The organism is Mycobacterium sp. Aquia_213 (genome assembly GCF_026625985.1).
GTDB lineage: Bacteria > Actinomycetota > Actinomycetes > Mycobacteriales > Mycobacteriaceae > Mycobacterium.
The window spans coordinates 542,419-566,932 of the sequence record NZ_CP113116.1 but is presented as its reverse complement, the minus strand read 5'-3'; the positions used below and the strand labels follow the sequence as shown (position 1 = coordinate 566,932).

Genomic DNA, 24,514 nt, shown 5'->3' with positions numbered 1-24,514 from the left:
GCATCCCCCCATTCCATGTGATGGATGTCTGGCTGGCGGCCGCGGAGCGTCAGCGCAGTCACGGCGACCTGGTCAACCTCTCGGCCGGACAGCCCAGCGTGGGTGCTCCGGAACCGATCCGGGCGGCGGCCGCGGCCGCCGTGCAAGCCAACCAGCTGGGCTACACCGTGGCGCTGGGCATTCCCGAGCTGCGCGCCGCGATCGCCGCGAATTACCAACGCCTGCACGGTATCTCCGTCGAATCCGACGCGGTGGTAGTCACCACGGGTTCCTCGGGCGGATTCCTGCTGGCTTTTCTGGCGTGCTTTGACGTCGGGGATCGGGTGGCGCTGGCCAGCCCCGGCTACCCGTGCTATCGGAACATCCTGTCGGCGTTGGGATGTGAGGTGGTGGAGATCCCGTGCGGTCCGGAAACCCGATTCCAGCCCACCGCGCAGATGCTCGCCGAACTCGACCCGCCGGTGCGCGGCGTCATCGTCGCCAGCCCGGCCAATCCCACCGGAACCGTCATACCGCCCGAAGAGTTGGCGGCGATCGCGTCGTGGTGTGATGCCTCCGGCGTGCGGCTGATCAGCGATGAGGTCTACCACGGACTGGTCTACGAAGGAGCTCCACAGACCAGCAGCGCCTGGCAGACTTCGCGAAATGCCGTGGTGGTCAACAGCTTTTCCAAGTATTACGCGATGACCGGCTGGCGGCTGGGCTGGTTGCTGGTGCCGCCCGAGCTGCGCCGCGCGGTGGACTGCTTGACCGGCAACTTCACCATCTGCCCGCCGGTGCTGCCGCAGATCGCCGCGGTGGCCGCGTTCACGCGAGAGGCAACCGCGGAAGCCGAAGGCAACCTGAGCCACTACACCGTCAACCGCTCACTGCTGCTGGACGGGCTGCGCGCAATCGGCATCGACCGGCTGGCACCGACCGACGGTGCGTTCTACGTCTACGCCGACGTCTCGGATTTCACCGACGACTCGCTGGCGTTCTGTTCAAAACTGTTGGCCGACACCGGTGTTGCGATCGCTCCCGGTATCGACTTCGACACCACACGGGGCAACAGGTTCGTCCGGCTGTCGTTCGCCGGACCGACGAGCGACATCGAAGAAGCTCTGCACCGAATGGGGCCGTGGCTGTCAGTCAGCGGTTGAACTTGCCCGCAAGGTACTCGGCCCGGGCAGCACTGCGGGCGAGCTTGCCGCTCGTGGTGCGGGGAATGGTGCCGGCAGCCACGAGGCGGACGTCGGCGATGCGGACCTGGTGGTTGCGCGAAATGGCCGCCCGCACGATGTCGGCGATCGAACCCAGATCGGTACGTCCCGCGCCCGCGGCCCGCTCGGCCACGATCACCAGCTGCTCGCCGGAACCACCGTCGGTTGATCCGAGCACGTCGGCGGGGACCGAGAAGGCGGCGACATAGCCGGTGCGGATGGCGGGCGAAGCTTCGCTGACCGTGGTCTCGATGTCGAACGGATAGTGGTTGCGGCCGTCGATGATGATCAAGTCCTTGATCCGGCCGGTCAGATACAGCTCGCCGTCCAGGTAGACGCCGAGATCACCGGTCGCCAGCCAGCAGCCGTTGTCGGCGGCGCCCTCGGCATGGCTGCCGTGGTCGAGCCGGGACTGCAGCTTGTTGCCGAACACGCGCCGAGTCTCGTCGGCGCGTCCGAAATATCCGCGGCCGATGTTGTTGCCCTGCAACCATACTTCGCCCACGGTGCCGTCGGGCACCTCGGCGCCGTCCGGGTCGGCAATCACCGCCCACTGGTCGGGAATCGGCTGCCCGCATGACACCTGGGCGACCGCACCGGGATCCTCGGGTGCGACGAGCACCGCGCGGCCGGCACCGAGCTGTTCCCGGTCCAGGAAGATGGCGCTCGCCGTGGCCTCCTGAGAGATGCTGGCCACCGACAGCGTCGCTTCCGCCATCCCGTAGGACGGCTTGACCGCGTTCGCGGGCAGACCGTAGGGAGCAAACGCGTTGGTGAACTTCTCGATCGCCGGCATGGTGACGGGCTCGGACCCGTTGAGGACGCAGACAACATTGCTGAGGTCTAGTGTCTCGCCTGCCGGGGGTAGTCCACGCTCGGCCGTCAGCTCGAACGCGAAGTTCGGCGCCGCCGCGAAGGTGCGGCCATAAGTCGACTCGATGCCCAGTTGCTTGATCCAGCGGTAGGGCCGGCGAAGAAACGCCATGGGATCCATCAGCGTCACCTGCGCCCCGAAGAACGCCGTGAACATGATCATCATCAACCCCATGTCGTGATACAGGGGCAGCCAGCTCACCGTTCGGACGTCGACGTCCAGCCCTCCGGTCATGACCATCTGCATCGCGTTCGTGTAGACGGACCGATGGGTGATCTCCACGCCGGCCGGTGACCGCGTCGAGCCCGAGGTGTACTGCAGGTAGGCGATGTCGTCGGTGTCCAGGGCCGCGCCGGTGAACATCGAACCGAGCGTTTCCGGCAGCGCGTCCACCGCGATCATGCGGGGTCGCTCTTTGGGCGCCAGTGTCCGGATAAACGTGCGAACGGACTCGGCAACGGCGGTCGTGGTCAACACCGCGGCGGGCCGGGCGTCGTCGAGCACCGCGGCCAATCGCTCGGCGTGCCCCGACATGGTCGGCGCGAACAGCGGCACGGCGATATTGCCCGCATAGACGCTGCCGAAGAAACCCGCCACATAGTCCAGACCCTGCGGCGCGAGGATCGCCACCCGATCCCCCGGCTTGGTGACCTGCTGCAGGCGGGCGCCGATCGCGCAGACCCGGGCCCACAGCTCGTTCCAGCTGAGCACCACCGGCCGGCCATCCGGTTCGTGCGAGTAGTCGAGGAAGCGGTATGCCGGACTGTCACCGTGCTCGGCTCGGTTGCGGTCAAAATACGACGTCAACGTCACGCCCTCGGGCACGACGATTGAGCCCACCTGGGAAGCGTACGGGTCCGCATCGCCCAAGGTGGGCACAACATCCTCCAAACAAAGATCCCGACTCACGGTAGGACAGATTAATCGGCGCATGTGCTAATCGCCGCACCGGTTCGCTATGGCAGAGATCACGATCAGGCCACTATCGGCGCATTTGTCACTGCTCGCGGGCTGGTGGCACCGCCTGGACGATACGCCATCATTTGCCGAACGACCATTTTGAGCAGATGTTTTTCGATCGCCGCGACCGCCCGCAAATTTTCCTTGCAAACCGGCGCGCGCGCCGATTTCGTCGCTCAATTGACGAAAATATCGGCGATCCGCGCCTCGAGCGGGCCGCGCCCGCCGAGGTCGTCGATATTGATGCCGAACCGCTCATTCAGAGCATCGACAACCGCCCCCGCGTCGTCGAGAACGATCTTTTCGGTCCCGCTCGCACGGTGGATGGCCAGGTTGCGACCGGACAGGTTCATCCTGGTGTCGTCGCTGACCAGGGCAGCCATCAGGCCGGTCACGAAGTGCGAGCCGGGGTATGTCGAGACGTACCAGCTCCCCATCGTCAGATCGATCTGCGGCCGGGTCCGGGTGGTGAATTCGTACAGCGATTGCCATTCACCGCGCACCTGGGTCTGTAGCACCAGTCCGTCGCCGCGGTCCTCGAGCCGGTAGGGCTCATGTGTGGTCTGCTGGGCGTTGCCGATTTCGAAGCGAATGGGAGACGTCAGGGTCTGGCCGCCGAAGCCGACGTCGACCAGATATGACCCCCGCGACCCGGGGAACGTCACCGCCAACACGGTGTGGGTCTGCGCCGGCACCGGTGCGTCGGACGGCCGCATCCAGACCACCCGCCCGGTCAATCGGCGCACCCGAAAGCCGACTTCGGCCAGCACGTAACCCATCAGCCCGTTGTGCTCGTAGCAGAAGCCACCCCGGCGCCGGTGCACCAGCTTGTCGGTCAGGGCGTCGGGACCCAGGTCATCGACCGGTACGCCCATCACCGGATCGAGGTTCTCGAACGGAATGGTCTGGGTATGAGCGGTCATCAGACCTTGCAGCACCTCGAGGGTCGGTTCGACGGCACCGCGATAGTTGATGCGGTCGAAGTACGCGGTCAGATCCAGTGTCATGGGTCCATTCTGGCTCAGGGTTAACCAACAGGAAACCCAAGGTGTCAGAAGGTGTTTGGATCGAATTCATATCTCGCCGAGACAGTTCCGCTGACTGCGCGCGGAGGGTCGGAGTTTAGTTACGCTTGAGCCCGCGAGTCGCACTCACGCAGGAGGTTGGCCGCTGTGGCTGATGCACCCAAGACCGATGACCCGGCGTCGGCAGTGGGGGGAATCACCGAGGAGCTGGCCGCCGCCGGATTCGACAACGCTCGCCAGGTCGGCAAAGGCGGTGCCGGGGTGGTCTATCGCTGTCATGAGACGGCGTTGGGCCGAAAGGTCGCAATCAAGGTGATGCCGGCGAATTTCGACGACGAAAGCCGGGAACGTTTTCTGCGTGAGGGCTACGCGATGGGCGGGCTCTCGGGGCACCCGAACATCCTCAACATCTTGCGGGTCGGCATCACGTCGACCGGCCGGCCCTACATCGTGATGCCTTACTGCGCCGAGGATTCCCTGGCGGTGCGGCTGCGCCGCGAGGGTCGCATCCCCTGGCCGGAAGCCGTGCGCATCGGCGTGAAGCTGAGTGGGGCACTGGAAACCGCGCACAAGACCGGCATCTTGCACCGCGACATCAAGCCCGCCAACGTACTCGTCGACGATTACGGCGAACCACAATTGGCCGACTTCGGGATCGCACATATCCAGGGCGGTTATGAAACGACGAGCGGATTCTTCTCCGGCACAATCGACTACACACCGCCGGAGTCGTTGGCCGGCAATCCGGCAACGGTGGTCTCCGACATCTATTCACTCGGCGCCACGATTTACACCCTGATCGCCGGAGCCGCCCCGTACGAGCGAATGACAAGCGAAGATCTCGTCGCGCAGTATCTGCGCATCAGCACCACGGCGTTCCCCGATTTACGTGCCACCGGGATCCCCGACGCGGTGTGCGCGGCAATCGAAAGCGCGATGGCGGTGGACCCCGCGGAACGGCCCGGGTCCGCGGCAGAATTGGGCCGCGAGTTCCAAGCCGCGCAGCGCAGCAACGGCTTGCCGGCAGATTCGATGGCAATCACCGACTCCGGTCGTCACTCGGTACGGCAGGCGGCCGCCGAGATCTCCCAACTGGAAGCCACATCCGGCGACGGCAGTGCGCAGGCAACGTCGACGGCTCCGGCCACCCTGGTGCGGGAATCCGCGAAGCCGCTCACCGGTGCGTCGGAATCCGTTATTCAGCGCGAGTTTTCGGAGGCGGCCCCCGTATTGCGTGCCGTCTACGACGCCGAAGTACAGCCGGAAATTGCGCACCCGGCAGATGATGTTGCTACTCCGAAGGAGCCCTTATCCGGCCCCGCCGGACCGCCTGGCGGAAAGCCACCGCTGCGGGCACGAGCGGCCGGGTGGTTCGCAGAGCCGGGACGCAAGCGCGGCCGCATCGGCTTGGTCGCCGGAGCCGCGGCCGCGGTCGCGGTGTTGGTCGCCGGGATCGTCTATGTGACGCTGCCGTCCGGCGGGGACAACCACCCGACCACTGCGAGTACGACCGCGACGCACCCCGCGCAGGCTGTTCAGTGGACGCCGATCTCGGATGCGCGGGTGGCGCGTTATGCCGCGGCGACGACCCAAGTCGACGGCACCATCTGGGTTTTCGGCGGTATTCGAAGCGACGGCACCGTCACCGCGCGCGACGAGGGCTACGACCCGGCCATCGACGAATGGAAACGCAGCGACGATCTGCCGGTGGCGGTTTCGCACGCGATGGCGGTGACCTGGCAGGGCAACCCGGTGGTGCTCGGCGGCTGGATGACCGCAGAAGGTAAAAACGTTGCGACAGATCAGGTTTGGCGGGTAGTCAACGGTCACTGGGTGGAGTTGCCGCATCTGCTGCAGCCCAGGGCGGCGGCCGCTGCAACGGTGGCGGGCGACCGAATCGTCGTCACGGGCGGTGTCGACGCGAACGGCGCCCTGCTCAACACCACCGAAGTGTTCGACGGCAACGCGTGGACGCTCGGCGCGCCACTGCCGACCCCGCGACAGCTGCTGGCCGCGGCCTCGGACGGAAGGCTGGTGTACGCGGTCGGCGGCACGAACGGGGCCGACCTGGCCGCCGTCGAGGCGTATGACCCCGCCGCGAAAACGTGGATTGCGTTGCCCGCGTTGCCAAAAGCTCGCAGCGACCTCGGCGCGACCGTTGCGGATGGACGCCTGGTGGCCCTTGGAGGCGTGTCGTCGGGCCAGGTCCTGCAGAGCGTGTCCACCTTCGATCTGATGACCAAAACCTGGTCTGGTCTACCGGATATGGCCACCGCACGACACGGCCTGGCGGTCGCCGCGGTGCAGCGGTCGGTGTATGCGGTCGGTGGATCGACGGCTATCGGGGATCAGCAAGCCATCACCTCCGCCGAGACGCTCAAACTGCCGGCCCGCAAGACCCAGCCGGCGCCGCCCTGGCGTTCACTGCCGGACGCGCCGACCGCCCGGCTGATGATGGCGTCGGCCGTACTCAACAACAAGGTCTGGATCCTCGGCGGCCTGCGCAACGGCGTTGCGCTGCAAACGGTTGAAAGCTACGAGCCGCGCACCGGAATCTGGGAGCCCGGGCCCGCGTTGCCGATCCCACTGCACCACGCGGCCGCGGCGGCGTACCGCGGCGAAGTCGTCGTACTCGGCGGCACAACCGACAACATCGCCAACGGGTCCAACAAGGTATTCGCTCTGCGCGGCGGCAACTGGGTGGAACTACCGCCGCTGCGGCATGCCCGGGCGGCACCGGCCGCGGCGGTGGTCGGAGACAAACTGGTGGTCGTCGGCGGGCAGAACGGCAAGGAGCTCGTCGCGCAAACCGAGATCTTCGACGGCACTTCGTGGAACGACGCCGCCGACCTGCCGACCCCGCGCGAACACCTGGCCGCGGTGTCGGACGGTACCTACGTCTACGCACTCGGCGGCAGGCTGCTGTCCGCCGACCAGAACTCCGCGGCGGTTGAACGGTTCGACCTCGGGTCGGGAACGTGGGCCAAATTGGTGGGCATGCCGACACCGCGCGGCAGCTACGGTGCCACCTACATCGACGGCCGGATCGTCGCACTCGGTGGCGAAGAGCCGTCGACGGTGCTGAATGTGGGCGAGATGTACGACATCAGCGCCGGGAAATGGACCACGCTGCCACCGATGCCGACCCCGCGTCACGCCGAGGTGGTTGCCACGGTCGGCAACACCGTCTATGTCATCGGCGGCGCCAACCGCCCGACGCACGAGGGCCCGGTAGCAACGGTCGAGGCGCTCGATTTCAGCTAGCGGGGCGGTTCCGGACCCCGCTGCCGATTGATCATGCCCGAATAGTGTCCCCGGGCAGCTACCTAGCGATACTCTTGAGCTCGCGAATTCGACAATCGCGGGGAAGTTGAGCGCCAAGAATATGGGTGAGGGGTCCCCCACAGACGCGTCGCCACCCAGCGGCCTCATCGCGGAATTGTCCGACGCCGGATTCGAGGACGCACGCCAAGTCGCCAGGGGTGGCGCCGGAGTGATCTATTGCGCCTACGAGACGGCGCTCGGGCGCAACGTCGCGATCAAAGTGCTGCCGTCGCATATCGACGAGGAGAGCCGGGAACGCTTTCTGCGTGAAGGCTATGCGATGGGTGGGCTCTCGGGGCATCCCAACATCGTCAACATCCTGCGGGTCGGGGTGACCGAGAGCGGACGGCCCTACATCGTGATGCCGTACATGTCCGCCGATTCCCTGGCCGTCCGGTTGCGCCGGGAAGGGCCGACCGCCTGGCCCGAGGCGCTGCGGATCGCCGTAAAGCTTTGCGGGGCACTGGAAACCGCACACCGAAGCGGCACCTTGCACCGCGACATCAAGCCCGCCAACGTACTTGTCAGCGATTACGGCGAACCGCTGCTGAGTGACTTCGGGATCGCCCACATCGAGGGCGGCTACGAAACCGCGACCGGATTCTTCTCCGGCACAATCGACTACACCGCGCCGGAGGTGATGACCGGTAAGCCGGCGACGGTCGCTTCCGACGTGTACTCCCTGGGCGCCACGATCTACGCACTGATCGCCGGCGGCGCGGCGCACGAACGCAAGAACGATGAGGACCTCGTCGCGCAGTACCTGCGCATCAGTACGACACGGGTCCCGGACATGCGTCCGGAAGGCATCCCGGACGCGGTGTGCGTGGCCATCGAGCATGCGATGGCGATTGATCCGGCGGAACGGCCGCTGTCCGCCGCGGAGTTCGGCCGCGAATTGCAATCCGCCCAGAAGCTCAACGGTTTACGACCCGATTCGATGGCGATCACCGAAGCGGGGAGCACGGGGACCAAGCAGCCGAACGTCGCCGCGGGGACTTCGGTCGCTGCCAGCCCAGCGATCGCGCCCGCACCGGACGGCACGACGTCGACGGTTCCGAAATCACCACCCCCGGCCGTGGACCCGGGCCCCACCCGGCAGCTAAGTGACGTCGTCGGGGGTGCGTCACCATCCCCGCGGCCCCAGCCTGCCGATCCGACCGAGTTGGCTGCAGCGGCGAATATCTTGCGCGGCGGAATCAACGCGGAAACCCAAGCGCAGGTTGGCGCTTCGGCGCCGGCGAGCGGCGGCTCCGGAATGAGCCCGCCGGGCGGTCCCGGCCAGTCGGCGTCGTCCGGTTCGGTGCCACCTTCCTGGCGCAAGCCGTTCCTGGTCAAGGTGCGCGAGTGGTTCGCCGAGCCCGGCAAGAAGCGCAATCGCGTAGGCCTGGTCGCCGGTGCGGCGATTTTGGTCGTGCTGTTGGTGGTCGGCGGCCTCTACTTCGGGATGACCCCCGACAACAATTCCAAGCCCGTCGCGGGCCAGCCGACCACCGCCGCGCCGGTGGTCTGGAAGCCGATCACGAACGATCGGGTGTCGCGCGTTGAGACGGCGACGACACAGGTCGACGGAACCATCTGGGTCTTCGGCGGGATTCGCAGCGACGGCGGCGTCACGGCACTACAAGAGGGCTATGACCCCGTCATCGACAGCTGGAAAGGCGGCGACGATCTACCCGTTGCCGTGCAGGACGCGATGGCGGTCAACTGGCAGGGAAACCCTGTGGTGCTCGGCGGCTTCAAGACCGTCGGCGGCAAACCTGTTGCGAACGATCAGGTTTGGCGAGTCGTCAACAGTCACTGGGTGGAGATGCCCCGCCTGCTGCAGCCGCGCGCGGGAGCGGCGGCGGCGGTCGTGGGCGACCACCTCGTCGTCACCGGCGGTGTCGACGCCAGCGGCGCGCTGCTGAACACCACCGAGGTCTTCGACGGCAATTCCTGGAGCCTCGGCGCTCCGATCCCGACCCCGCGCCAACAGCTGGCGGCGGCTTCGGACGGAAAGCTCGTCTACACCGTGGGCGGCACCACCGGGGATTCCGACCAGGTCAACGTCGAGGCGTATGACCCCGTCGCGAAGACCTGGACAACGTTGCCCCCGCTTCCCCAGGCACGCAGCGATCTTGGCGTCGCCATCACCGACGGCCGGCTGGTAGCCGTCGGAGGGGTGTCCGGTGGGCAGGTTCTCAAGAGCGTTTCGGTGTTCGACCTGATGAGCAAAACGTGGTCCGGTCTGCCCGACATGTCGACCCCGCGGCACGGCATGGCGGTCGCGGCGGTCGAGAAGTCCGTCTACGCGATCGGCGGGTCGAGCGCCATCGGCGATAGCCAGCCGACGTCGACGGCGGAAGTGCTGAAACTGCCGGCCCGCAAGATTCAGCCGGCCGCGCAATGGCGCTCACTGCCGGACGCGCCGACGGCCCGGTTGATGATGGCGTGGACGGTGCTCAACGGCAAGATCTGGATCATGGGCGGGCTGCGCAACGGCGTCGCCCTGCAGACGACCGAGAGTTTCGACCCCAAGACGGGAGCCTGGGAAACCGGGCCGCCGCTGCCCATCCCGCTGCACCACGCGGCGGCGGCGACCTTCCGCGGCGAGGTGGTCGTGCTCGGCGGCGCGAGCGACAACATCGCCGACGGATCCAACAAGGTCTTCGCCCTGCGCGGCGGCAACTGGGTGGAGTTGCCGCCCTTGACGCACGCCCGCGCGGCGCCGGCCGCGGCGGTGGCGGGTGACAAACTCGTCGCCGTCGGCGGGCAGAACGCCAAGCAACTCGTCCCCCAGACCGAGGTCTTCGACGGCAGCTCGTGGAAGGACGCCGCCGACATGCCCACCCCGCGCGAACACCTCGCGGCGGTCTCCGACGGCACCTACGTGTACACGATCGGCGGACGCTTCCTGTCCTCGGACAAGAACTCCGCGGCGCTAGAGCGGTTCGACCCGCAATCCGGGCAATGGACCAAGTTGGTGGGCATGCCGACACCGCGGGGCAGCTATGGCGCGACGTACATCGACGGCCGGATTCTGGCGGTCGGTGGCGAAGAGCCGACCCGGGTGCTCAACGTCGTCGAGATGTACGACATCGCCGAGGGGAAGTGGAGTACGTTGCCGCCGATGCCCACGCCGCGGCACGCCGAGGTGGTGGCCACGGTGGGCAACACGGTCTACGTCATCGGTGGCGCCAACCGGCCGACGCATGAGGGCCCGATCGCGACCGTCGAGGCCCTGGACTTCATGTAGGGACCGACTTCTCCCAGACCACCTACCAGTACTAAGCCGGGGAAATCACGGCCTGGAGCGGCGCATCAGGCGCTTGTTTGATATATGTCTAATATGGGGATCCGTACAACCGGATCGGCCCGGTGGCCCGCCCCCTCAACGGGCCACCGGGAACCCATCACCGAGCTGCGGGCTTGACGGACATCCACCAATACCCATGCGGCCAGTGCGCGCATGGCGAATCTGTTGCCCAAATGCGGCGCTGCCAAACATTGGCGCGGATGCGTCATTGTCCGATTCGATGCCGTTGTATTCGGCGCGTTAAAACGACAGCAATTTCGGGGCACCACCACGCCTTGTTTTATATGTGTCGAATACGGGGACCCGGGTGGGGACGGGCTGCAGCCAGGCCAACACACAGATAACGGAGCCCCTGATGACACACAACACGCTATTGATTGTGATTGCCGTAGTAGCAGCACTTTTACTGATCGCCGCCGTGATCGTGGCGGTCAGCGCAACCCGGCGTCGCCGCCATCGGCAGGCCGAACAGATTCGCGAGCACGCCAGGTTGGAGTCGGCCAAGCTCGAACGCCGCGAAGCACTGGCCCAGGAAACAGCCGCCAAAGCCCGTGCCGCACAAGCCGAGGCCGAGGTCAAGGCGGCCGAAGCGGCCAGGTTGGCCGAGCATGCGGCCCAGCATCAAAGTGAGGCCGCGGCATCGCGCGAGCAGCTCCAAGAGCGCTGGGACCACGCCGACCGCATCGACCCGAAGACCGGCAACAAGAAGGACCGCGAGGCCGCAGAGCCCGCACGGGACCGCGACGAGGCCTGGTCTTCGGAGTCGTTGGATGCGGCGACGGACGCCGAACCCGTCGGGCGGGAGACCTACCGCGGGACGCCTAACCGCTAGAGCCAGGTGTCCTGGGTCGTGGTGGTCAGGAACGCTTCCAGGTCGTCGCGCCACTGAGCCGGCGTCGTCTTGTCCGGTTCGATCCCGGTGTATTCGCCGCGGTAGAACAACAACGGACGCGGCTTGATCTTGGGCGCCTCCGAAAGCGACTGCACCGCACCGAAAACCACGAAGTGATCGCCGCCGTCGTGCACGGATGCCACCGTGCAGTCGATGTGGGCAAGCGAGCCGTCGATGATCGGCGAGCCGAGTTCTGATGCGTGCCAGTCGATCCCGGCGAACTTGTCGGGTTCCTTGGATCCGAATCGGGCCGAGACGTGTTTTTGGCTCTCGGTCAGCATGTTGACGCAGAACCGGCCGCTGGCCTCGATGGCCTGCCACGAACGCGACACCTTGGTCGGGCAGAACAGCACCAGCGGCGGATCCAGCGACAGCGCCGCGAACGACTGGCAGGCGAAGCCGATCGCAACGTCGTCGTGCACCGTGGTGATGATGGTGATCCCGGTGCAGAACTGACCGAGCACGCTGCGAAACGTGCGCGGGTCGATCGGCGCGGCAGTCATGGTCGGCCCCGAATCAGCCCTTGAAGCCGACGCTGAAGTCGTGACCCCACAGGCTGATCGCGGTGCTCTCCCGGGCGACCCAACCATCGTCTTCGACTTGTCTTCCCTCACAACCGAATTCGATATCGAATCCGCTGGGGGTCTTCATGTAGAAGGACAGCATCAGGTCGTTGACGTGGCGGCCCAGCGTCGCCGACATCGGCACCTTCTTGCGCAGCGCGCGGTCCAGGCACAGGCCGACGTCGTCGGCCTCTCCCACCTCGACCATCAGGTGCACGATGCCGCTGGGGGTCTGTCCGGGCATGAAGGCCAGGCTGTGATGACGCGGGTTGCAGCCCAGGAATCGCAGCCACGCGGGCGGTCCGTCCGCGGGCCGGCCGACCACCTGCGGCGGCAGCCGCATCGAGTCCCGCAGCTTGAAGCCCAGCACATCCCGGTAGAAGTGCAGCGTCTCTTCGTCGTCACGGGTGGTCAAGACCACGTGTCCCAGGCCCTGTTCCTCGGTGACGAACTTGTGCCCATACGGGCTGACCACGCGGCGATGCTCGAGGGCGGCGCCGTGGAAGACCTCCAGGCAGTTACCCGACGGGTCCGAGAACCGGATCATCTCGTCCACTCGGCGATCGGCCAACTCGGCGGCGGTGGCCTCCTTGTACGGCGTGCCCTCGACGTCGAGCCGGTTCCGGATCTCTTGCAGGCCAGCGGCGTTCGCGCATTCCCAGCCGGCTTCGATGAGCCGGTCGTGCTCGCCGGGGACGATCACCAGCCGGGCCGGGAAATCGTCCATCCGCAGATACAGGGCACCCTCGGTGGCACCCTTGCCCTCGATCATGCCGAGGACTTTCAAACCGTAATCACGCCAGGCCGCCATGTCGGTGGCCTCAATGCGCAGATAGCCCAGAGAGCGAATGCTCATCGCGCGCCTCCCAGGAAATCGATGGTGAGCTTGTTGAACTCGTCGAACTTCTCCACCTGTGCCCAGTGCCCACACTGCCCGAAAACGTGCAGCTGTGCACGCGGGATGGTCTTCAGCGCGACCAGTGCTCCGTCGAGCGGGTTGACCCGGTCCTCGCGGCCCCAGATCAGCAGCACCGGCTGGCGCAGCCGGTGCACCTCGCGCCACATCATGCCGAGCTCGAAATCCGCTCCAGCGAAAGACATTCCCATCGCACGGGTCGCCGTCAGCGACTCCGGCGTGCTGGCCAACGCGAAGCGCTGCTCGACCAATTCGGGGGTGATCAGTTTCTGGTCGTAGACCATCACCCGCAGAAACGCCTCGAGATTCTCGCGGGTGGGCTCGGCGGAGAACTTGCCCAACCGTTTGACGCCCTCGGTCGGGTCGGGCGCGAACAGGTTCACGCTCACCCCGCCGGGGCCCATCAGCACCAGGCGCCCGGCCCGGTCCGGATAGTCGAGCGCGAACCGCACCGCGGTGCCACCGCCCAGCGAATTGCCAACCAGCGGAACACGTCCCAGGCCCAGTTGGTCGAAGAGACCGTTGAGCGCCCGCGCCGCGTAGTGGTTGAACTGCCCGTGCTCGGCGCGCTTGTCGGAGTGGCCGTACCCGGGCTGATCGACGGCCAGCACGTGAAATTGCTCAGCGAGCACCGGGATATTGCGCGAGAAGTTCGTCCAACTCGCCGCGCCGGGACCGCCGCCGTGCAACAGCACGATTGTCTGGTCGTTGCCGACGCCCGCCTCGTGGTAGTGCAGCTTCAGCGGCCCATCCACGTCCACCTCGACGAAGCGCGAGGTGGACTCGAACGTCAATTCCTCGGTAGCCGTCACGGCCTAGACCATGGTGTCGCCGGGCGGCAACCCGAACTCGTTGTTCCCGAAGATCTGGTAAGCCCGCTCGGGATCGTTGGCCGCGTGTACCCGGCCCGCATGCGCGTCGCGCCAGAACCGTTGCACCGGTTGGTCATTACCCAGAGCCGTGGCACCGGATGCCTCGAACAGCCGGTCGATGGAAGCGATCGCACGCCCGGTGGCGCGCACCTGGTCGCGGCGGGCGCGGGTGCGCAGGTCGAACGGGATCTCCTTGCCGGCCGAGAGCAGCGCGAATTCGTCGGCGACGTTTCCGCTCAGCTGGCGCCACGCGGCGTCGATGTCGCTGGCCGCCTCGGCGATGCGGACCTTGGCGAACGGGTCGTCCTTGGCCTTCTCGCCGGCGAACGCGGCCCGCACCCGCTTGCCCTGGTGCTCGACGTGTGCGTCGTACGCGCCGTAGGCCATCCCGACGATCGGAGCCGAAATGGTGGTGGGATGCATTGTGCCCCAAGGCATCTTGTAGACCGCCGCGGTGTTGTTCTCATATCCGCCCGCGGTGCCGTCGTTCATCGCCTTGTAGGACAGGAACCGGTGCCGCGGCACGAAGACGTCCTTGACGACGACGGTGTTGCTGCCCGTGCCGCGCAGGCCGACGACATGCCACACATCGTCGATGCGGTACTCGCTGCGCGGGATCAGGAAGCTGCCGAAGTCGACAGGGCGACCGTCCTTGATGACGGGTCCGCCGAGGAACGCCCAGGTGGCGTGATCGCAGCCGGACGACCAGTTCCACGATCCGTTGACCAGATAGCCCCCGTCGGTCACCACGCCCGCGCCCATCGGGGCGTAGGACGACGACACGCGGGTCTTGGGGTCCTCACCCCAGACCTCCTCCTGGGCCTGCTGGTCGAACAGCGCCAGGTGCCAGTTGTGCACGCCGATGATCGAGCTCACCCAGCCGGTGGAACCACACGCGCTGGCGATGCGCCGCACCGCCTCGTAGAACAGCGTGGGGTCGCATTGCAGACCACCCCACTGCTCGGGCTGCAGCAGCGTGAAGAAGCCGACCTCGTCGAGCTCGGCAACGGTCTCATCGGGCAGCCGACGCAGGTCTTCTGTCGCCTGGGCGCGCTCCCGGATCTTCGGGAGCAGATCGTCGATCCCAGCCAACACCGACTGCGCATCACGCTGTTGAATGGACGTCACTTAGCTTTGCCTCCTGGGCCAGACTTACTCAGCGGACTTACACAGCAGACTAGAACATGTTCTGATTTGTGTCGAGCAGGGTATTCCTGCGCCTGGTAGCGATATAAATCGGGTTTTCTGTAACATGTTCTAGTTGTCACGAAAGGGAGGGCGGGTCTTGACGGAAGCTGATCTGGACCAAGCATCCGACGAGCCGCTCGGCGATCACGTCCTCGAATTGCAGATTGCCGAGGTCGTCGCCGAGACCGACGATGCGCGCTCGCTGGTGTTCGTGGCGCCGGACGCGTCGGGCGATCCCGAGATCCCGCCGGAGCGGCTGCGCTACGCGCCGGGCCAGTTCTTGACGCTGCGGGTGCCCAGCGACCGTACCGGTTCGGTGGCACGCTGCTACTCGCTGTGCAGCTCGCCGTTCACCGACGACGCGCTGGCCGTCACGATCAAGCGAACCGCCGACGGGTACGCGTCCAACTGGCTCTGCGACAACGCGCAGCAGGGCATGCGGATCCACGTGCTGGCGCCGTCGGGCAACTTCGTGCCCAAGACACTCGACCAGGACTTCCTGTTGCTGGCCGCGGGCAGCGGGATCACCCCGATCATGTCGATCTGCAAGTCGGCGCTCTCCGAAGGCAGCGGGCAGGTGACGCTGGTCTACGCCAACCGCGACGAAAACTCGGTGATCTTCGCCGATGCGCTGCGCGAGCTGGCCGCCAAGTATCCCGAGCGGCTCACGGTGCTGCACTGGCTGGAATCGGTACAGGGGCTGCCGAGCGCGGCCGCGCTGGCGAAGCTGGCCGCGCCGTTCACCGATCGGCACGCCTTCATCTGCGGGCCCGGCCCGTTCATGGACGCGGCTCGCCAGGCGCTGGAGACGCTGGAAGTGCCTGCGCCACAGGTGCATATCGAGGTGTTCAAGTCGCTGGATTCCGATCCGTTCGCCGCGGTCACGATCGAGGACACCAAGGAGGGCGACCAGCCGCCGGCCACCGCGGTGGTGGAACTCGATGGTGAAACCCACACCGTGTCGTGGCCGCGCAGCGCCAAACTGCTCGACGTCCTGCTCGCGAAAGGCCTCGATGCGCCGTTCTCCTGCCGGGAAGGTCACTGCGGGGCATGTGCCTGCACGCTACGCAGCGGCAAAGTCAACATGGAGATCAACGACGTGCTCGAGCAGCAAGACCTCGACGCGGGGCTAATTTTGGCCTGTCAATCTCACCCGGAATCTGATTCGGTAGAAGTCACCTACGACGAATAGTCGCGGAGTTAGGTTTCTCCCTCGAGGTTCGACGGAAGGAAACGCCGGTGATGCGATCGGTAACGGGCTCGGCGGCCGTCGGACTGCTGTTGACGTTTTTGCCCGCACCGTTAGCCGGGGCGGCCAGCAATACCGCCACCACCCTGTTCCCGCTGGACGGCCCCAACCAGTTGGAAACCCACATGTTCCTCAACTGCTTCAAATCCGACGGCCACTGCGACTTCGTCGCCGGGGCCGACATGCGCACCCCGGACGGTGTGACCGGCTTCCCGCACGACCTGTGGGCCCGCCAAACCACCGAGATCCGGTCGAACAACCGGATGGCCTACCTGGACGCGCATGCGAACGGCCAATACGAGCGGGTCATGAAGTCGATGGGGACCGACGAGATCACCACGGTCTATTTCGCTGAAGGGCCGCCGGACAAGTACCAGACGACCGGGCGCATCGACTCCACCGATTGGGGCACCGGCCAGCCCAAGACCGACGTCAACGTGATCACCTGCACTCACATCCAGGTGGTCTACAGCGGGGTCAACATCACCTCGCCGAGCACCTGCGCGGTGACGACGTTCTCCTAGCCGCTGTCAGCGCGGCAGGCCAAGCAGCCGCTCGGCCGCCACGGTCAGCAGGATCTGCTCCGTTCCGCCCGCGATCGTGAGGCAGCGCGTGTTGAGGAAGTCGAATACCGCTCGGTCCTTGTCCGCCCGGCGGTCAACGAGCCCGCCGCCCTCGGCGACGTCCATCGTGAATTCGGCCAGCGCCTGCCGGTAGCGGACGCCGATCAGCTTGCGCACGCTGGATTGCGCGCCGGGGTCCTGGCCGCCCACCGCCAACTGGGCGATGCGCTGGTCCAGCAGCGCGCCCGTCTGGGCCAAGATGATCAGCCGCCCCAGCCGGTCCTGCTCGGCGACGTCTAGGTCCCTCGCAGCCAGCAGCTTGAGCAGCTCTTCCATCGGGTTGCCCAGCGCGGTCCCGCTGGCCATCGCGACCCGCTCGTTGGCCAGCGTGGTGCGGGCCAGCCGCCAACCGTCGTTCACCGCGCCGACGACCATCTCGTCGGGCACGAAGACGTTGTCCAGGAACACCTCGTTGAACAGCGAGTCGCCGGTGATCTCGCGCAGCGGCCGGATGTCGATGCCCGGCGACTTCATGTCGATCAGGAAGTAGGTGATGCCCTTGTGTTTTGGGGCGTCGGGATCGGTGCGGGCCAGGCACACGCCCCAGCGCGCCTTGTGCGCCGCCGACGTCCACACCTTCTGCCCGGTCAGCAACCAGCCGCCATCCCCGCGCACTGCCTTGGTCCGCAGCGATGCCAGGTCCGAGCCGGCTCCCGGCTCGGAAAACAGCTGGCACCAAAGGAATTCGCCACGCGTGGTGGCCGGCACGAATTGCTCGATCTGCTCTGGCGTGCCGTGTTCGAGGATCGTGGGCGCCGCCCACCAGCCGATCACCAGGTCGGGTCGCTCAACTCCGGCCGCGGCCAGCTCCTGGTCGATCAGCAGCTGCTCGGCCGGCGACGCGCCGCGCCCGTACGGCTTCGGCCAGTGCGGCGCCTGCAGCCCCGCCTCGGCCAGGGCTACCTGTCGCTTCTCGGCGGGCAGCGCGGCGATCCCGGCGACGGTCGCGGCGAGCTCGGCGCGCTGACCCTCGACCTCCGTGAGGTCGATGTTGAGGCGGCGGCGCACCCCGTCCTGGGTCAGCTCGGTAATGCGGCGCAGCCAGCGCTCGGCGCCCCCGAGGAATCGCCCGATGCCATGCGCCCTGCGCAGGTACAGATGCGCGTCGTGTTCCCAGGTACAGCCGATGCCGCCGAGCACCTGAATGCAGTCCTTGACGTTGGCCTTCACCGCGGCGATCGCGACGGCGGCGGCCAGCGCGGCGGCAATCGAGAATTGGCGCTCGTCGGAGTCCCCGGCGGCCCGGGCCGCGTCGGCGGCGGCCACCTCGGCCTGCTCGGCGCGGCACAGCATCTCGGCACACAGGTGCTTGATGGCCTGGAAGCTCCCGATCGGCTTGCCGAACTGCTCGCGAACCTTCGCGTAGTCGACGGCGGTATCCAGACACCAGCGCGTGATGCCGGCCGCTTCGGCCGCCAGCACGGTCGCGGCCAGCTCCGCGACCCGCTCCCGCGACTCGTCGATCGGGGTCGCCGGCGCCGACGTCAGCACCACGCGCGCCAGCGGCCGGGAAAAGTCGGCGGCCTGCAGCGGCTCCACCTGCACACCCTCGCTGCCGCTGTCGACCAGCACAAACTTCCCGCCGGCCGGCAGCAACAGCAGCGCGCCGTCGGAGGCGCCCAACACGAAATCGACCGTCCCGGACACCGAACCGTTGTCGAACTGGACGTCACCCTCGAGCGCCAACCCGGCGAAGCGCTCACCCGAGGCGAGCGCCGACAGTACGTCGGGATCGGTGCCCGCCTCGGAAAGAACCACAGTGGCCAGCGCGGTGGTGGCGATCGGCCCGGGCACCAGCGCCTTGGCCGCCTCCTCGACCATCGCGCACAGGTCTTCGATGCTGCCACCGGCCCCACCGGCGTCCTCGGAGATGGCAACCCCGAACAGGCCGAGGTCGGCCAGCCGGGCGAATACGGGCCGCCAGGCATCTGCGTTGCCCTGCTCGACCTCGCGGATCGCGACGGTCCCACCCGGCCCGGAAGTCGTGTTGCGGGCCCAGTCGCGCACCAACTCTCGCGCCGCGAACTGTTCGTCAGTGACGGTCGCTACCACCTGAGGCCCTCCGTGTGCTTGATTCAACGTGACCATTAGGGGCGCTACAGCCCACTAGAACGTGTTCTAATAGTGCCAGCGATCGACCGTCAAGTCGAACGCCATTACAGCAGCACAACTCGCTGCCCCGGCGGGACGGAGGTGGGAAATTCACACACGACACGGTTATCGTTTGCGAACGAACCACCCGAAAGAGGAGCAACCCGTCAGATGTCGTCAGCGAACGTTAACTCGGGCAACGTCTCTGACTCGCAGCCACGCGAGGTCATGAACGTGGCAGTACTGGCCGAATCCGAGCTGGGCTCGGAGGCACAACGCGAACGTCGCAAGCGCATCTTGGACGCCACCATGGCCATCGCGTCGAAGGGCGGCTACGAGGCAGTTCAGATGCGTGCGGTGGCGGATCGGGCGGACGTGGCGGTCGGGACGCTGTACCGCTATTTTCCCTCGAAAGTGCACCTGCTGGTGTCGGCCCTGGGCCGGGAGTTCGGCCGCATCGACGCGAAAACCGACCGCTCCGCGATGGCGGGCGGCACGCCGTTCCAGCGGCTGAATTTCATGGTCGGCAAGCTCAACCGCGCGATGCAGCGCAATCCGCTGCTCACCGAGGCGATGACGCGCGCCTACGTTTTCGCCGACGCGTCGGCGGCCAGCGAGGTCGACCAGGTGGAAAAGCTGATCGACAGCATGTTCGCCCGCGCGATGAGTGACGGCGAACCCAGCGAGGACCAGTACCACATCGCCCGGGTGATCTCCGACGTGTGGTTGTCGAACCTGCTGGCCTGGCTGACCCGGCGCGCCTCGGCGACCGACGTCAGCAAGCGGCTCGACCTGGCTGTGCGGTTGCTGATCGGCGACTCCGACGGTGCCTAGCATCGACCTAGCAGGCGCCTAAACCGGCGGACCGGAGGTGCGGCCCCGGATCAGCTCGGTGTCCAGCAGCTCGACCACCGGCAGGCCGGATCGCGGCGGGTTGAGCAGTAGTTCGCCGGCCCGGTGGCCCTTGCGCAGGCTGGGCTGCGACACCGTCGTCAAGCCGCGGCTGATCGCCTCGGGCACCCCGTCGAATCCGGTGACGCTGATCTGACCGGGCACGTAAATCCCGTGTGCCCGAAGGTAATCCATCGCCGATAGCGCCAATATGTCTGCGGTGCACATCAATGCGGTGATCCGCGGATTGGCCTCCAGCGCCACCTTGGCCGCCTCGCCTCCCGACGTCGGCAGGTGCTCGTAGCTCTCCACCACGGTCAGCGAGTCCGGGTCCACGCCGGCGGCCCGCATGGCGTCCCACACGCCGGCGATGCGTTCGCGCTGCACGTCGAAAGTCTGGGAGCGCAGCCGCTGCGCGTCCGCCAGGTCCTGGCGGCGGTCCTGTCCGAGCCGCATCGTCAGCAGCCCGATCTCGCGATGCCCCAACCCCAGCACGTATTCGGCGAGCTCCCGCATCGCCGCCCGGTCGTCGATGCCCACCCGCGACACCCCGGACAAACCCTTGGGCTGGTCGACCACCACCACCGGCACGCGCCGCTGCAGCACCACCTCGAGGTAGGGATCCTCGTCGCGGACCGAATACACCACGAAGCCGTCCACCCCGGCGGCCAGCACCGCGGCCTCGCCGTCCTGCGGGCTCCGGCCGGGTCCGACGGCGACCAGCAGCAGTCCCTGCCCCTGCTCTTCGCACGATTGCGCCACTCCCGTAACGAAATCGCGCGCCGCCGGGTCGCTGAAGAAATAGGTCAGCGGCTCGGCCATCAACAACCCCACCGCACCGGCCTTGCGGGTGCGCAACGAGCGCGCCACCGGGTCGGGGCCGGCGTAACCCAGCCGCTTGGCCGTGGCGAGCACGCGCTCGCGAAGGTCGGGCGAGAGCTGATCCGGCCGGTTGAAGGCGTTCGAGATGGTGGTGCGCGAAACCTTGAGTTCGGCCGCCAACGACGCCAGAGTCGCACGCCGGCGCGGTGTGGGACTCACGTTCGCCGACGCTACAGCGCATCCTCGCCTGCGCGTACGCCGCCGCGATCTGGGACTTTCTAATGGAAACGATTTTCATTAGTATTATGAAGCGGCGGGCCGGACAGCCTCCGGAATTTCACACCTGCGGGCAGCGCTGATGGGACATGAATGCGACAACTCAACGCGAGACGATCGCGCTTCCTGCCGGCCTTGGCCGCGTGCCTGATCGGCGCGACGGCGATAGCGGGCTGCGGGGTCGCCGGTTCCGCGCACCAGCAAGGTTCCGGTGTGGTGGCCTCGACCGATGTGTGGGGCAGCGTTGCCCAGGTCGTCGCCGGACGCCATCTCCACGTCAAGTCGATCCTGTCCGGCGCCACCATCGATCCACACACCTATCAGGCCAGTGCCTCGGACGCCGCGGCCGTCATGGACGCCGGATTGGTGGTCTACAACGGCGGTGGCTACGACCCCTGGGCCACTCAGGTACTGAACGGCCATTCGAACATCAAGACCGTGGACGCCTACTCGTTCGCCGGTAAGGCGGACAACGGGAATCCGCCCAACGAGCACGTCTTCTACGACCTCGGCGTCGTCAAGACGGTCGCCAACACCATCGCGGACCGACTCGCGGCCATCGACGCGGACAACGCCGCCGACTATCGGGCCAACGCCGCCGGATTCGACCGCGACGTCGACGCGATCGCCGCCTCGGAACGCGCTATCGGCAACACGTTCCCCAACACCTCTGTTGTCGCGACCGAACCCGTCGCGTTCTACCTGCTGAAGGCCGCGGGATTGGTGGACCGCACCCCCGAAAGCTTCATGTCGGCCAACGAGAATGGAACCGATCCCTCGCCGGCCGACATGGCGTTCGTCCTCGACCTGGTCAACCGTCACCAAGTCGCGGCGGTGCTGGTCAACCCGCAGACGGCCACACCCGCGATCAGCGGCCTGCAGGATGCCGCACGGCGCGCGGGCGTCCCGGTCACGCTGGTGACCGAGACGCTGCCCGACCACACCGACTACCTGACCTGGCAACGCAACACCGTCGATCAGCTGCAGGCCGCGCTGCGATCCAGCCAGAACAATGCCCGTAATTGACCAAGCGGTCGAGACGGCCGACCAGCGGCCGCCCGCCGTGTCGCTGGCCGGTGCCCGGCTGGCGTTCGGCGATCGTGTCCTGTGGGACGGCCTCGACCTGTCGGTGTCGCCGGGCGAGTTCATCGCGGTGCTCGGCCCTAATGGCACCGGCAAGACCTCACTGCTCAAAGTCTTGCTCGGCCAACTGCTGCTGAGCGCCGGCGCCGCCCACGTCGACGGCAAAGAGGTCACCTCGGGCAGCGGCGCGATCGGCTATGTGCCCCAACACCGCCCGATCGACCGGGACGTGATGCTGGTCGGGCGCGACCTGGTCCGGCTGGGCATCGACGGGAACCGCTGGGGCTTCATGCCGCTGCGGTCCGCCGAGCGCAGCCGCTGCCGGCTGGCGGTACGCCAGGCGCTGGCACAGGTCAACGGCGAGCCGCTGGCCGACGTCCGCGTCGGGCTGATGTCGGGTGGGGAGTTGCAGCGCATGCGCATCGCTCAGGCGTTGGCCAGCGATCCGATGCTGCTGTTGTGCGACGAGCCGCTGCTGGCTCTGGACCCGGCCAACGCCAAGCTGGTCGCCGGGCTGATCGACCGCCGCCGCCGGGAGGCCAACACCACGGTCATGGTGGTGACCCACGAGATCAACACGATCCTGCCGTACGTCGACCGGGTGCTGTATCTGGTCGACGGCCGCTTCCGGATCGGCACCGTCGAGCAGGTGATGAACACCGAGACGCTGTCCACGCTGTACCGGGCCGACATTCAGGTAGTCAAGGTCAACAACCGCTACGTGGTGATCGGCGAGGACAGCGGATACGCCTTATGAACAACCAGCTCTCCGACGTGCTGGACCATTTGCTCTCGTTCGACATCACCGCCCGCCTGCTGAGCCACGACTTCGTGCAGCAAGCACTGCTGGCGGCCGCTCTGCTGGGACTGGTGGCCGGGCTGATCGGCCCGTTCATCGTGATGCGGCAGATGTCGTTCGCCGTGCACGGATCCAGCGAATTGTCGCTGACCGGAGCGGCATTCGCGTTGCTGGTCGGGTTCCAGGTGGGCCTGGGCGCGCTGATCGGCAGCGCCGTGGCGGCCGCATTGTTCGGCGTTCTCGGCCAGCGGGCCCGGGAACGCGATTCGGTGACCGGGGTGGTGCTGGCGTTCGGGCTGGGCCTGGCGGTGCTGTTCATCTACCTCTACCCGGGACGCTCGACGACGAGCTTCGCGTTGCTCACCGGCCAGATCGTCGGGGTGGGCTACACCGGACTGGCGACGCTGGCGCTGGTGTGCCTGCTGGTCATCGGCGTGCTGGCGATCAGCTATCGGCCGCTGCTGTTCGCCACCGTCGATCCCGACGTCGCGGCCGCCCGCGGGGTGCCGGTTCGGGCGCTGGGCATCGTGTTCGCCGCGCTGGTCGGCGTGGTGGCCGCGCAGGCCGTGCAGATCGTCGGCGCGCTGCTGGTGATGTCGTTGCTGATCACACCGGCGGCCGCGGCGGCCCGGGTGGTCGCCTCGCCGGCGGTGGCCATCGTGGCGTCGGTGATCTTCGCCGAGGTTGCCGCGGTAGGCGGCATCGTGCTGTCGCTCGCGCCCGGTGTCCCGGTGTCGGTTTTCGTCGCGACGATCTCGTTTCTGATCTACCTGTTTTGCTGGCTGGTGGGACGACGGCGGGAGGCCAGCACTTAAACTTGGCGCACGCAGTGGCCGCGGGCAGGGGAGGCAACGGTGCGCCAGCGATTGGCTGTCTTCGTGCTGACAGCGTTGACCACCATTGCCGTCGGCTGCACCAGCAGCGTCGCCGGAAAGGCGGTACCGGCGGACGAGTCTGGCGCCCCGAGTCGAAATCCTGTCGCGGTGTCTGCGCTGGAGGGGTTACTGCTCAGCGTGGACCGGATCAACGCCGCGCTGGGTGCGAAGTCGATGAAGGTGTGGGTGAACGCCAAGGGCTTGTGGGACTGGAGCCCCGGAATCAGCGACAAGAACTGCCTGGCCATCGATGGGCCCGCGCAGGAGAAGGTCTATGCCGGCACCGGGTGGACCGCGATGCGCGGCCAGCGGATCGACGACAGCGTTGACGGCTCCAAAAAGCGCGACCACTACGCCATTCAGGCCGTCGTCGCATTCGCGTCCGCGCACGACGCCGACGCGTTCTACGACTCCTCGGTGCAAAGCTGGCCGGCCTGCTCGAAGCGTCGTTTCACCGACGCCACGCCGGGCCAGCCCGAAACCGTGTGGACGGTGGCCGGCGTCACCACCGACAACGGCACGCTGAGCACCTCGGAGGTCCAGGAAGGCGGCGACGGCTGGACCTGCCAGCGGGCCCTGACCTCGCGCAACAACGTCGTTATCGACGTCGTGACGTGCGCCTACAGCCTGGCGGGTGCGTCGGCCACCGACATCGCTTCTCAGCTCGCGGCGAAAGTTGCTAAGCAGTAAG

Annotated in this window: 19 protein-coding genes; 11 read left to right on the top strand and 8 right to left on the bottom strand. The window is 66.9% G+C overall.

Annotated elements, in window-relative coordinates:
• The first annotated feature begins 20 nt into the window (after positions 1 to 20).
• Positions 21 to 1,142: a pyridoxal phosphate-dependent aminotransferase gene (locus LMQ14_RS02645; protein ID WP_420714654.1), complete on the top strand. Its 1,122-nt coding sequence runs from the start codon at positions 21 to 23 to the stop codon at positions 1,140 to 1,142.
• Here the strand turns inward: LMQ14_RS02645 and LMQ14_RS02640 are convergent.
• Both LMQ14_RS02640 and LMQ14_RS02635 read right to left on the bottom strand, forming a co-directional pair.
• Complete coding sequence (locus LMQ14_RS02640) at positions 1,132 to 3,009, bottom strand: fatty acyl-AMP ligase (protein WP_420714599.1); 1,878 nt, start codon at positions 3,007 to 3,009, stop codon at positions 1,132 to 1,134. The genes LMQ14_RS02645 and LMQ14_RS02640 overlap by 11 nt on opposite strands.
• A gap of 203 nt (positions 3,010 to 3,212) precedes the next feature.
• On the bottom strand, positions 3,213 to 4,043 hold the full coding sequence (locus LMQ14_RS02635; RefSeq protein ID WP_267733298.1) for an arylamine N-acetyltransferase family protein: 831 nt from the start codon (positions 4,041 to 4,043) through the stop codon (positions 3,213 to 3,215).
• A 165-nt stretch (positions 4,044 to 4,208) separates the two neighbouring features.
• Between LMQ14_RS02635 and LMQ14_RS02630 the strand changes: the two genes are divergently transcribed.
• From LMQ14_RS02630 to LMQ14_RS02620, 3 genes are all read left to right on the top strand, one after another.
• On the top strand, positions 4,209 to 7,325 hold the full coding sequence (locus tag LMQ14_RS02630) for a serine/threonine-protein kinase (RefSeq protein WP_267733297.1): 3,117 nt from the start codon (positions 4,209 to 4,211) through the stop codon (positions 7,323 to 7,325).
• A 121-nt stretch (positions 7,326 to 7,446) separates the two neighbouring features.
• Positions 7,447 to 10,623, top strand: a complete 3,177-nt coding sequence (locus LMQ14_RS02625; RefSeq protein WP_267735320.1) for a serine/threonine-protein kinase — start codon at positions 7,447 to 7,449, stop codon at positions 10,621 to 10,623.
• 415 nt (positions 10,624 to 11,038) lie between these two features.
• The gene (locus LMQ14_RS02620; RefSeq protein WP_267733296.1) at positions 11,039 to 11,515 is read left to right on the top strand and encodes a hypothetical protein; all 477 of its coding nucleotides are present in this window, start codon (positions 11,039 to 11,041) and stop codon (positions 11,513 to 11,515) included.
• Here LMQ14_RS02620 and hsaB read toward each other — a convergent pair.
• From hsaB to hsaA, 4 genes are read right to left on the bottom strand one after another with little or no spacing between them, the layout of a single operon-like run.
• Entirely contained in the window at positions 11,512 to 12,078 is a 567-nt protein-coding gene (gene hsaB, locus LMQ14_RS02615; protein WP_267733295.1) for a 3-hydroxy-9,10-secoandrosta-1,3,5(10)-triene-9,17-dione monooxygenase reductase subunit, read from the bottom strand. The genes LMQ14_RS02620 and hsaB overlap by 4 nt on opposite strands.
• A gap of 13 nt (positions 12,079 to 12,091) precedes the next feature.
• Positions 12,092 to 12,994 (bottom strand): iron-dependent extradiol dioxygenase HsaC, encoded by a 903-nt coding sequence (gene hsaC, locus LMQ14_RS02610; protein ID WP_267733294.1) that lies wholly within the window; start codon positions 12,992 to 12,994, stop codon positions 12,092 to 12,094.
• Positions 12,991 to 13,866, bottom strand: a complete 876-nt coding sequence (gene hsaD, locus LMQ14_RS02605) for a 4,5:9,10-diseco-3-hydroxy-5,9,17-trioxoandrosta-1(10),2-diene-4-oate hydrolase (RefSeq protein ID WP_267733293.1) — start codon at positions 13,864 to 13,866, stop codon at positions 12,991 to 12,993. The genes hsaC and hsaD overlap by 4 nt, the downstream gene beginning before the upstream one ends.
• Positions 13,867 to 13,869: 3 nt before the next feature.
• Positions 13,870 to 15,054, bottom strand: coding sequence for a 3-hydroxy-9,10-secoandrosta-1,3,5(10)-triene-9,17-dione monooxygenase oxygenase subunit (gene hsaA / locus LMQ14_RS02600; RefSeq protein ID WP_267733292.1), 1,185 nt, complete (start codon positions 15,052 to 15,054; stop codon positions 13,870 to 13,872).
• A gap of 157 nt (positions 15,055 to 15,211) precedes the next feature.
• Here hsaA and LMQ14_RS02595 point away from each other — a divergent pair, with 157 nt between their 5' ends.
• Together LMQ14_RS02595 and LMQ14_RS02590 are read left to right on the top strand one after the other, a co-directional pair.
• Complete coding sequence (locus LMQ14_RS02595) at positions 15,212 to 16,306, top strand: ferredoxin--NADP reductase (protein WP_267733291.1); 1,095 nt, start codon at positions 15,212 to 15,214, stop codon at positions 16,304 to 16,306.
• 50 nt (positions 16,307 to 16,356) lie between these two features.
• A complete protein-coding gene (locus LMQ14_RS02590) occupies positions 16,357 to 16,887 on the top strand; it encodes a hypothetical protein (RefSeq protein ID WP_267733290.1) in 531 nt (176 codons plus the stop codon).
• Positions 16,888 to 16,893: 6 nt separating this feature from the next.
• On the opposite strand, the gene LMQ14_RS02585 is transcribed toward LMQ14_RS02590, so the two are convergent.
• On the bottom strand, positions 16,894 to 19,038 hold the full coding sequence (locus LMQ14_RS02585; protein WP_267733289.1) for an acyl-CoA dehydrogenase: 2,145 nt from the start codon (positions 19,036 to 19,038) through the stop codon (positions 16,894 to 16,896).
• 273 nt (positions 19,039 to 19,311) lie between these two features.
• On the opposite strand from LMQ14_RS02585, the gene kstR reads away from it, so the two are divergent.
• On the top strand, positions 19,312 to 19,911 hold the full coding sequence (kstR, locus tag LMQ14_RS02580) for a cholesterol catabolism transcriptional regulator KstR (RefSeq protein ID WP_267733288.1): 600 nt from the start codon (positions 19,312 to 19,314) through the stop codon (positions 19,909 to 19,911).
• Between the two features lie 18 nt (positions 19,912 to 19,929).
• On the opposite strand, the gene LMQ14_RS02575 is transcribed toward kstR, so the two are convergent.
• On the bottom strand, positions 19,930 to 21,009 hold the full coding sequence (locus tag LMQ14_RS02575; protein ID WP_267733287.1) for a LacI family DNA-binding transcriptional regulator: 1,080 nt from the start codon (positions 21,007 to 21,009) through the stop codon (positions 19,930 to 19,932).
• Between the two features lie 150 nt (positions 21,010 to 21,159).
• Between LMQ14_RS02575 and LMQ14_RS02570 the strand changes: the two genes are divergently transcribed.
• The 4 genes from LMQ14_RS02570 to LMQ14_RS02555 are packed head-to-tail and all read left to right on the top strand — an operon-like array spanning position 21,160 to position 24,513.
• Positions 21,160 to 22,092 carry a metal ABC transporter solute-binding protein, Zn/Mn family gene (locus LMQ14_RS02570; protein ID WP_267733286.1) on the top strand — a complete coding sequence of 311 codons (933 nt, stop codon included), beginning with the start codon at positions 21,160 to 21,162 and terminating at the stop codon, positions 22,090 to 22,092.
• Positions 22,079 to 22,906, top strand: a complete 828-nt coding sequence (locus LMQ14_RS02565) for a metal ABC transporter ATP-binding protein (RefSeq protein WP_267733285.1) — start codon at positions 22,079 to 22,081, stop codon at positions 22,904 to 22,906. The genes LMQ14_RS02570 and LMQ14_RS02565 overlap by 14 nt, the downstream gene beginning before the upstream one ends.
• The gene (locus tag LMQ14_RS02560) at positions 22,903 to 23,763 is read left to right on the top strand and encodes a metal ABC transporter permease (protein WP_267733284.1); all 861 of its coding nucleotides are present in this window, start codon (positions 22,903 to 22,905) and stop codon (positions 23,761 to 23,763) included. The genes LMQ14_RS02565 and LMQ14_RS02560 overlap by 4 nt, the downstream gene beginning before the upstream one ends.
• Positions 23,764 to 23,802: 39 nt before the next feature.
• Positions 23,803 to 24,513: a sensor domain-containing protein gene (locus LMQ14_RS02555; RefSeq protein WP_267733283.1), complete on the top strand. Its 711-nt coding sequence runs from the start codon at positions 23,803 to 23,805 to the stop codon at positions 24,511 to 24,513.
• The last annotated feature ends 1 nt before the right edge of the window (position 24,514 follow it).

Coding starts and splice junctions, on each gene's coding strand:
- LMQ14_RS02590 (WP_267733290.1), top strand. CDS start 16,357: ATGCGATCGGTAACGGGCTCGGCGGCCGTCGGACTGCTGTTGACGTTT.
- LMQ14_RS02565 (WP_267733285.1), top strand. CDS start 22,079: ATGCCCGTAATTGACCAAGCGGTCGAGACGGCCGACCAGCGGCCGCCC.
- hsaB (WP_267733295.1), bottom strand. CDS start 12,078: ATGACTGCCGCGCCGATCGACCCGCGCACGTTTCGCAGCGTGCTCGGT.
- LMQ14_RS02560 (WP_267733284.1), top strand. CDS start 22,903: ATGAACAACCAGCTCTCCGACGTGCTGGACCATTTGCTCTCGTTCGAC.
- hsaC (WP_267733294.1), bottom strand. CDS start 12,994: ATGAGCATTCGCTCTCTGGGCTATCTGCGCATTGAGGCCACCGACATG.
- LMQ14_RS02620 (WP_267733296.1), top strand. CDS start 11,039: ATGACACACAACACGCTATTGATTGTGATTGCCGTAGTAGCAGCACTT.
- LMQ14_RS02645 (WP_420714654.1), top strand. CDS start 21: ATGGATGTCTGGCTGGCGGCCGCGGAGCGTCAGCGCAGTCACGGCGAC.
- LMQ14_RS02625 (WP_267735320.1), top strand. CDS start 7,447: ATGGGTGAGGGGTCCCCCACAGACGCGTCGCCACCCAGCGGCCTCATC.
- LMQ14_RS02570 (WP_267733286.1), top strand. CDS start 21,160: ATGCGACAACTCAACGCGAGACGATCGCGCTTCCTGCCGGCCTTGGCC.
- LMQ14_RS02635 (WP_267733298.1), bottom strand. CDS start 4,043: ATGACACTGGATCTGACCGCGTACTTCGACCGCATCAACTATCGCGGT.
- LMQ14_RS02640 (WP_420714599.1), bottom strand. CDS start 3,009: ATGCGCCGATTAATCTGTCCTACCGTGAGTCGGGATCTTTGTTTGGAG.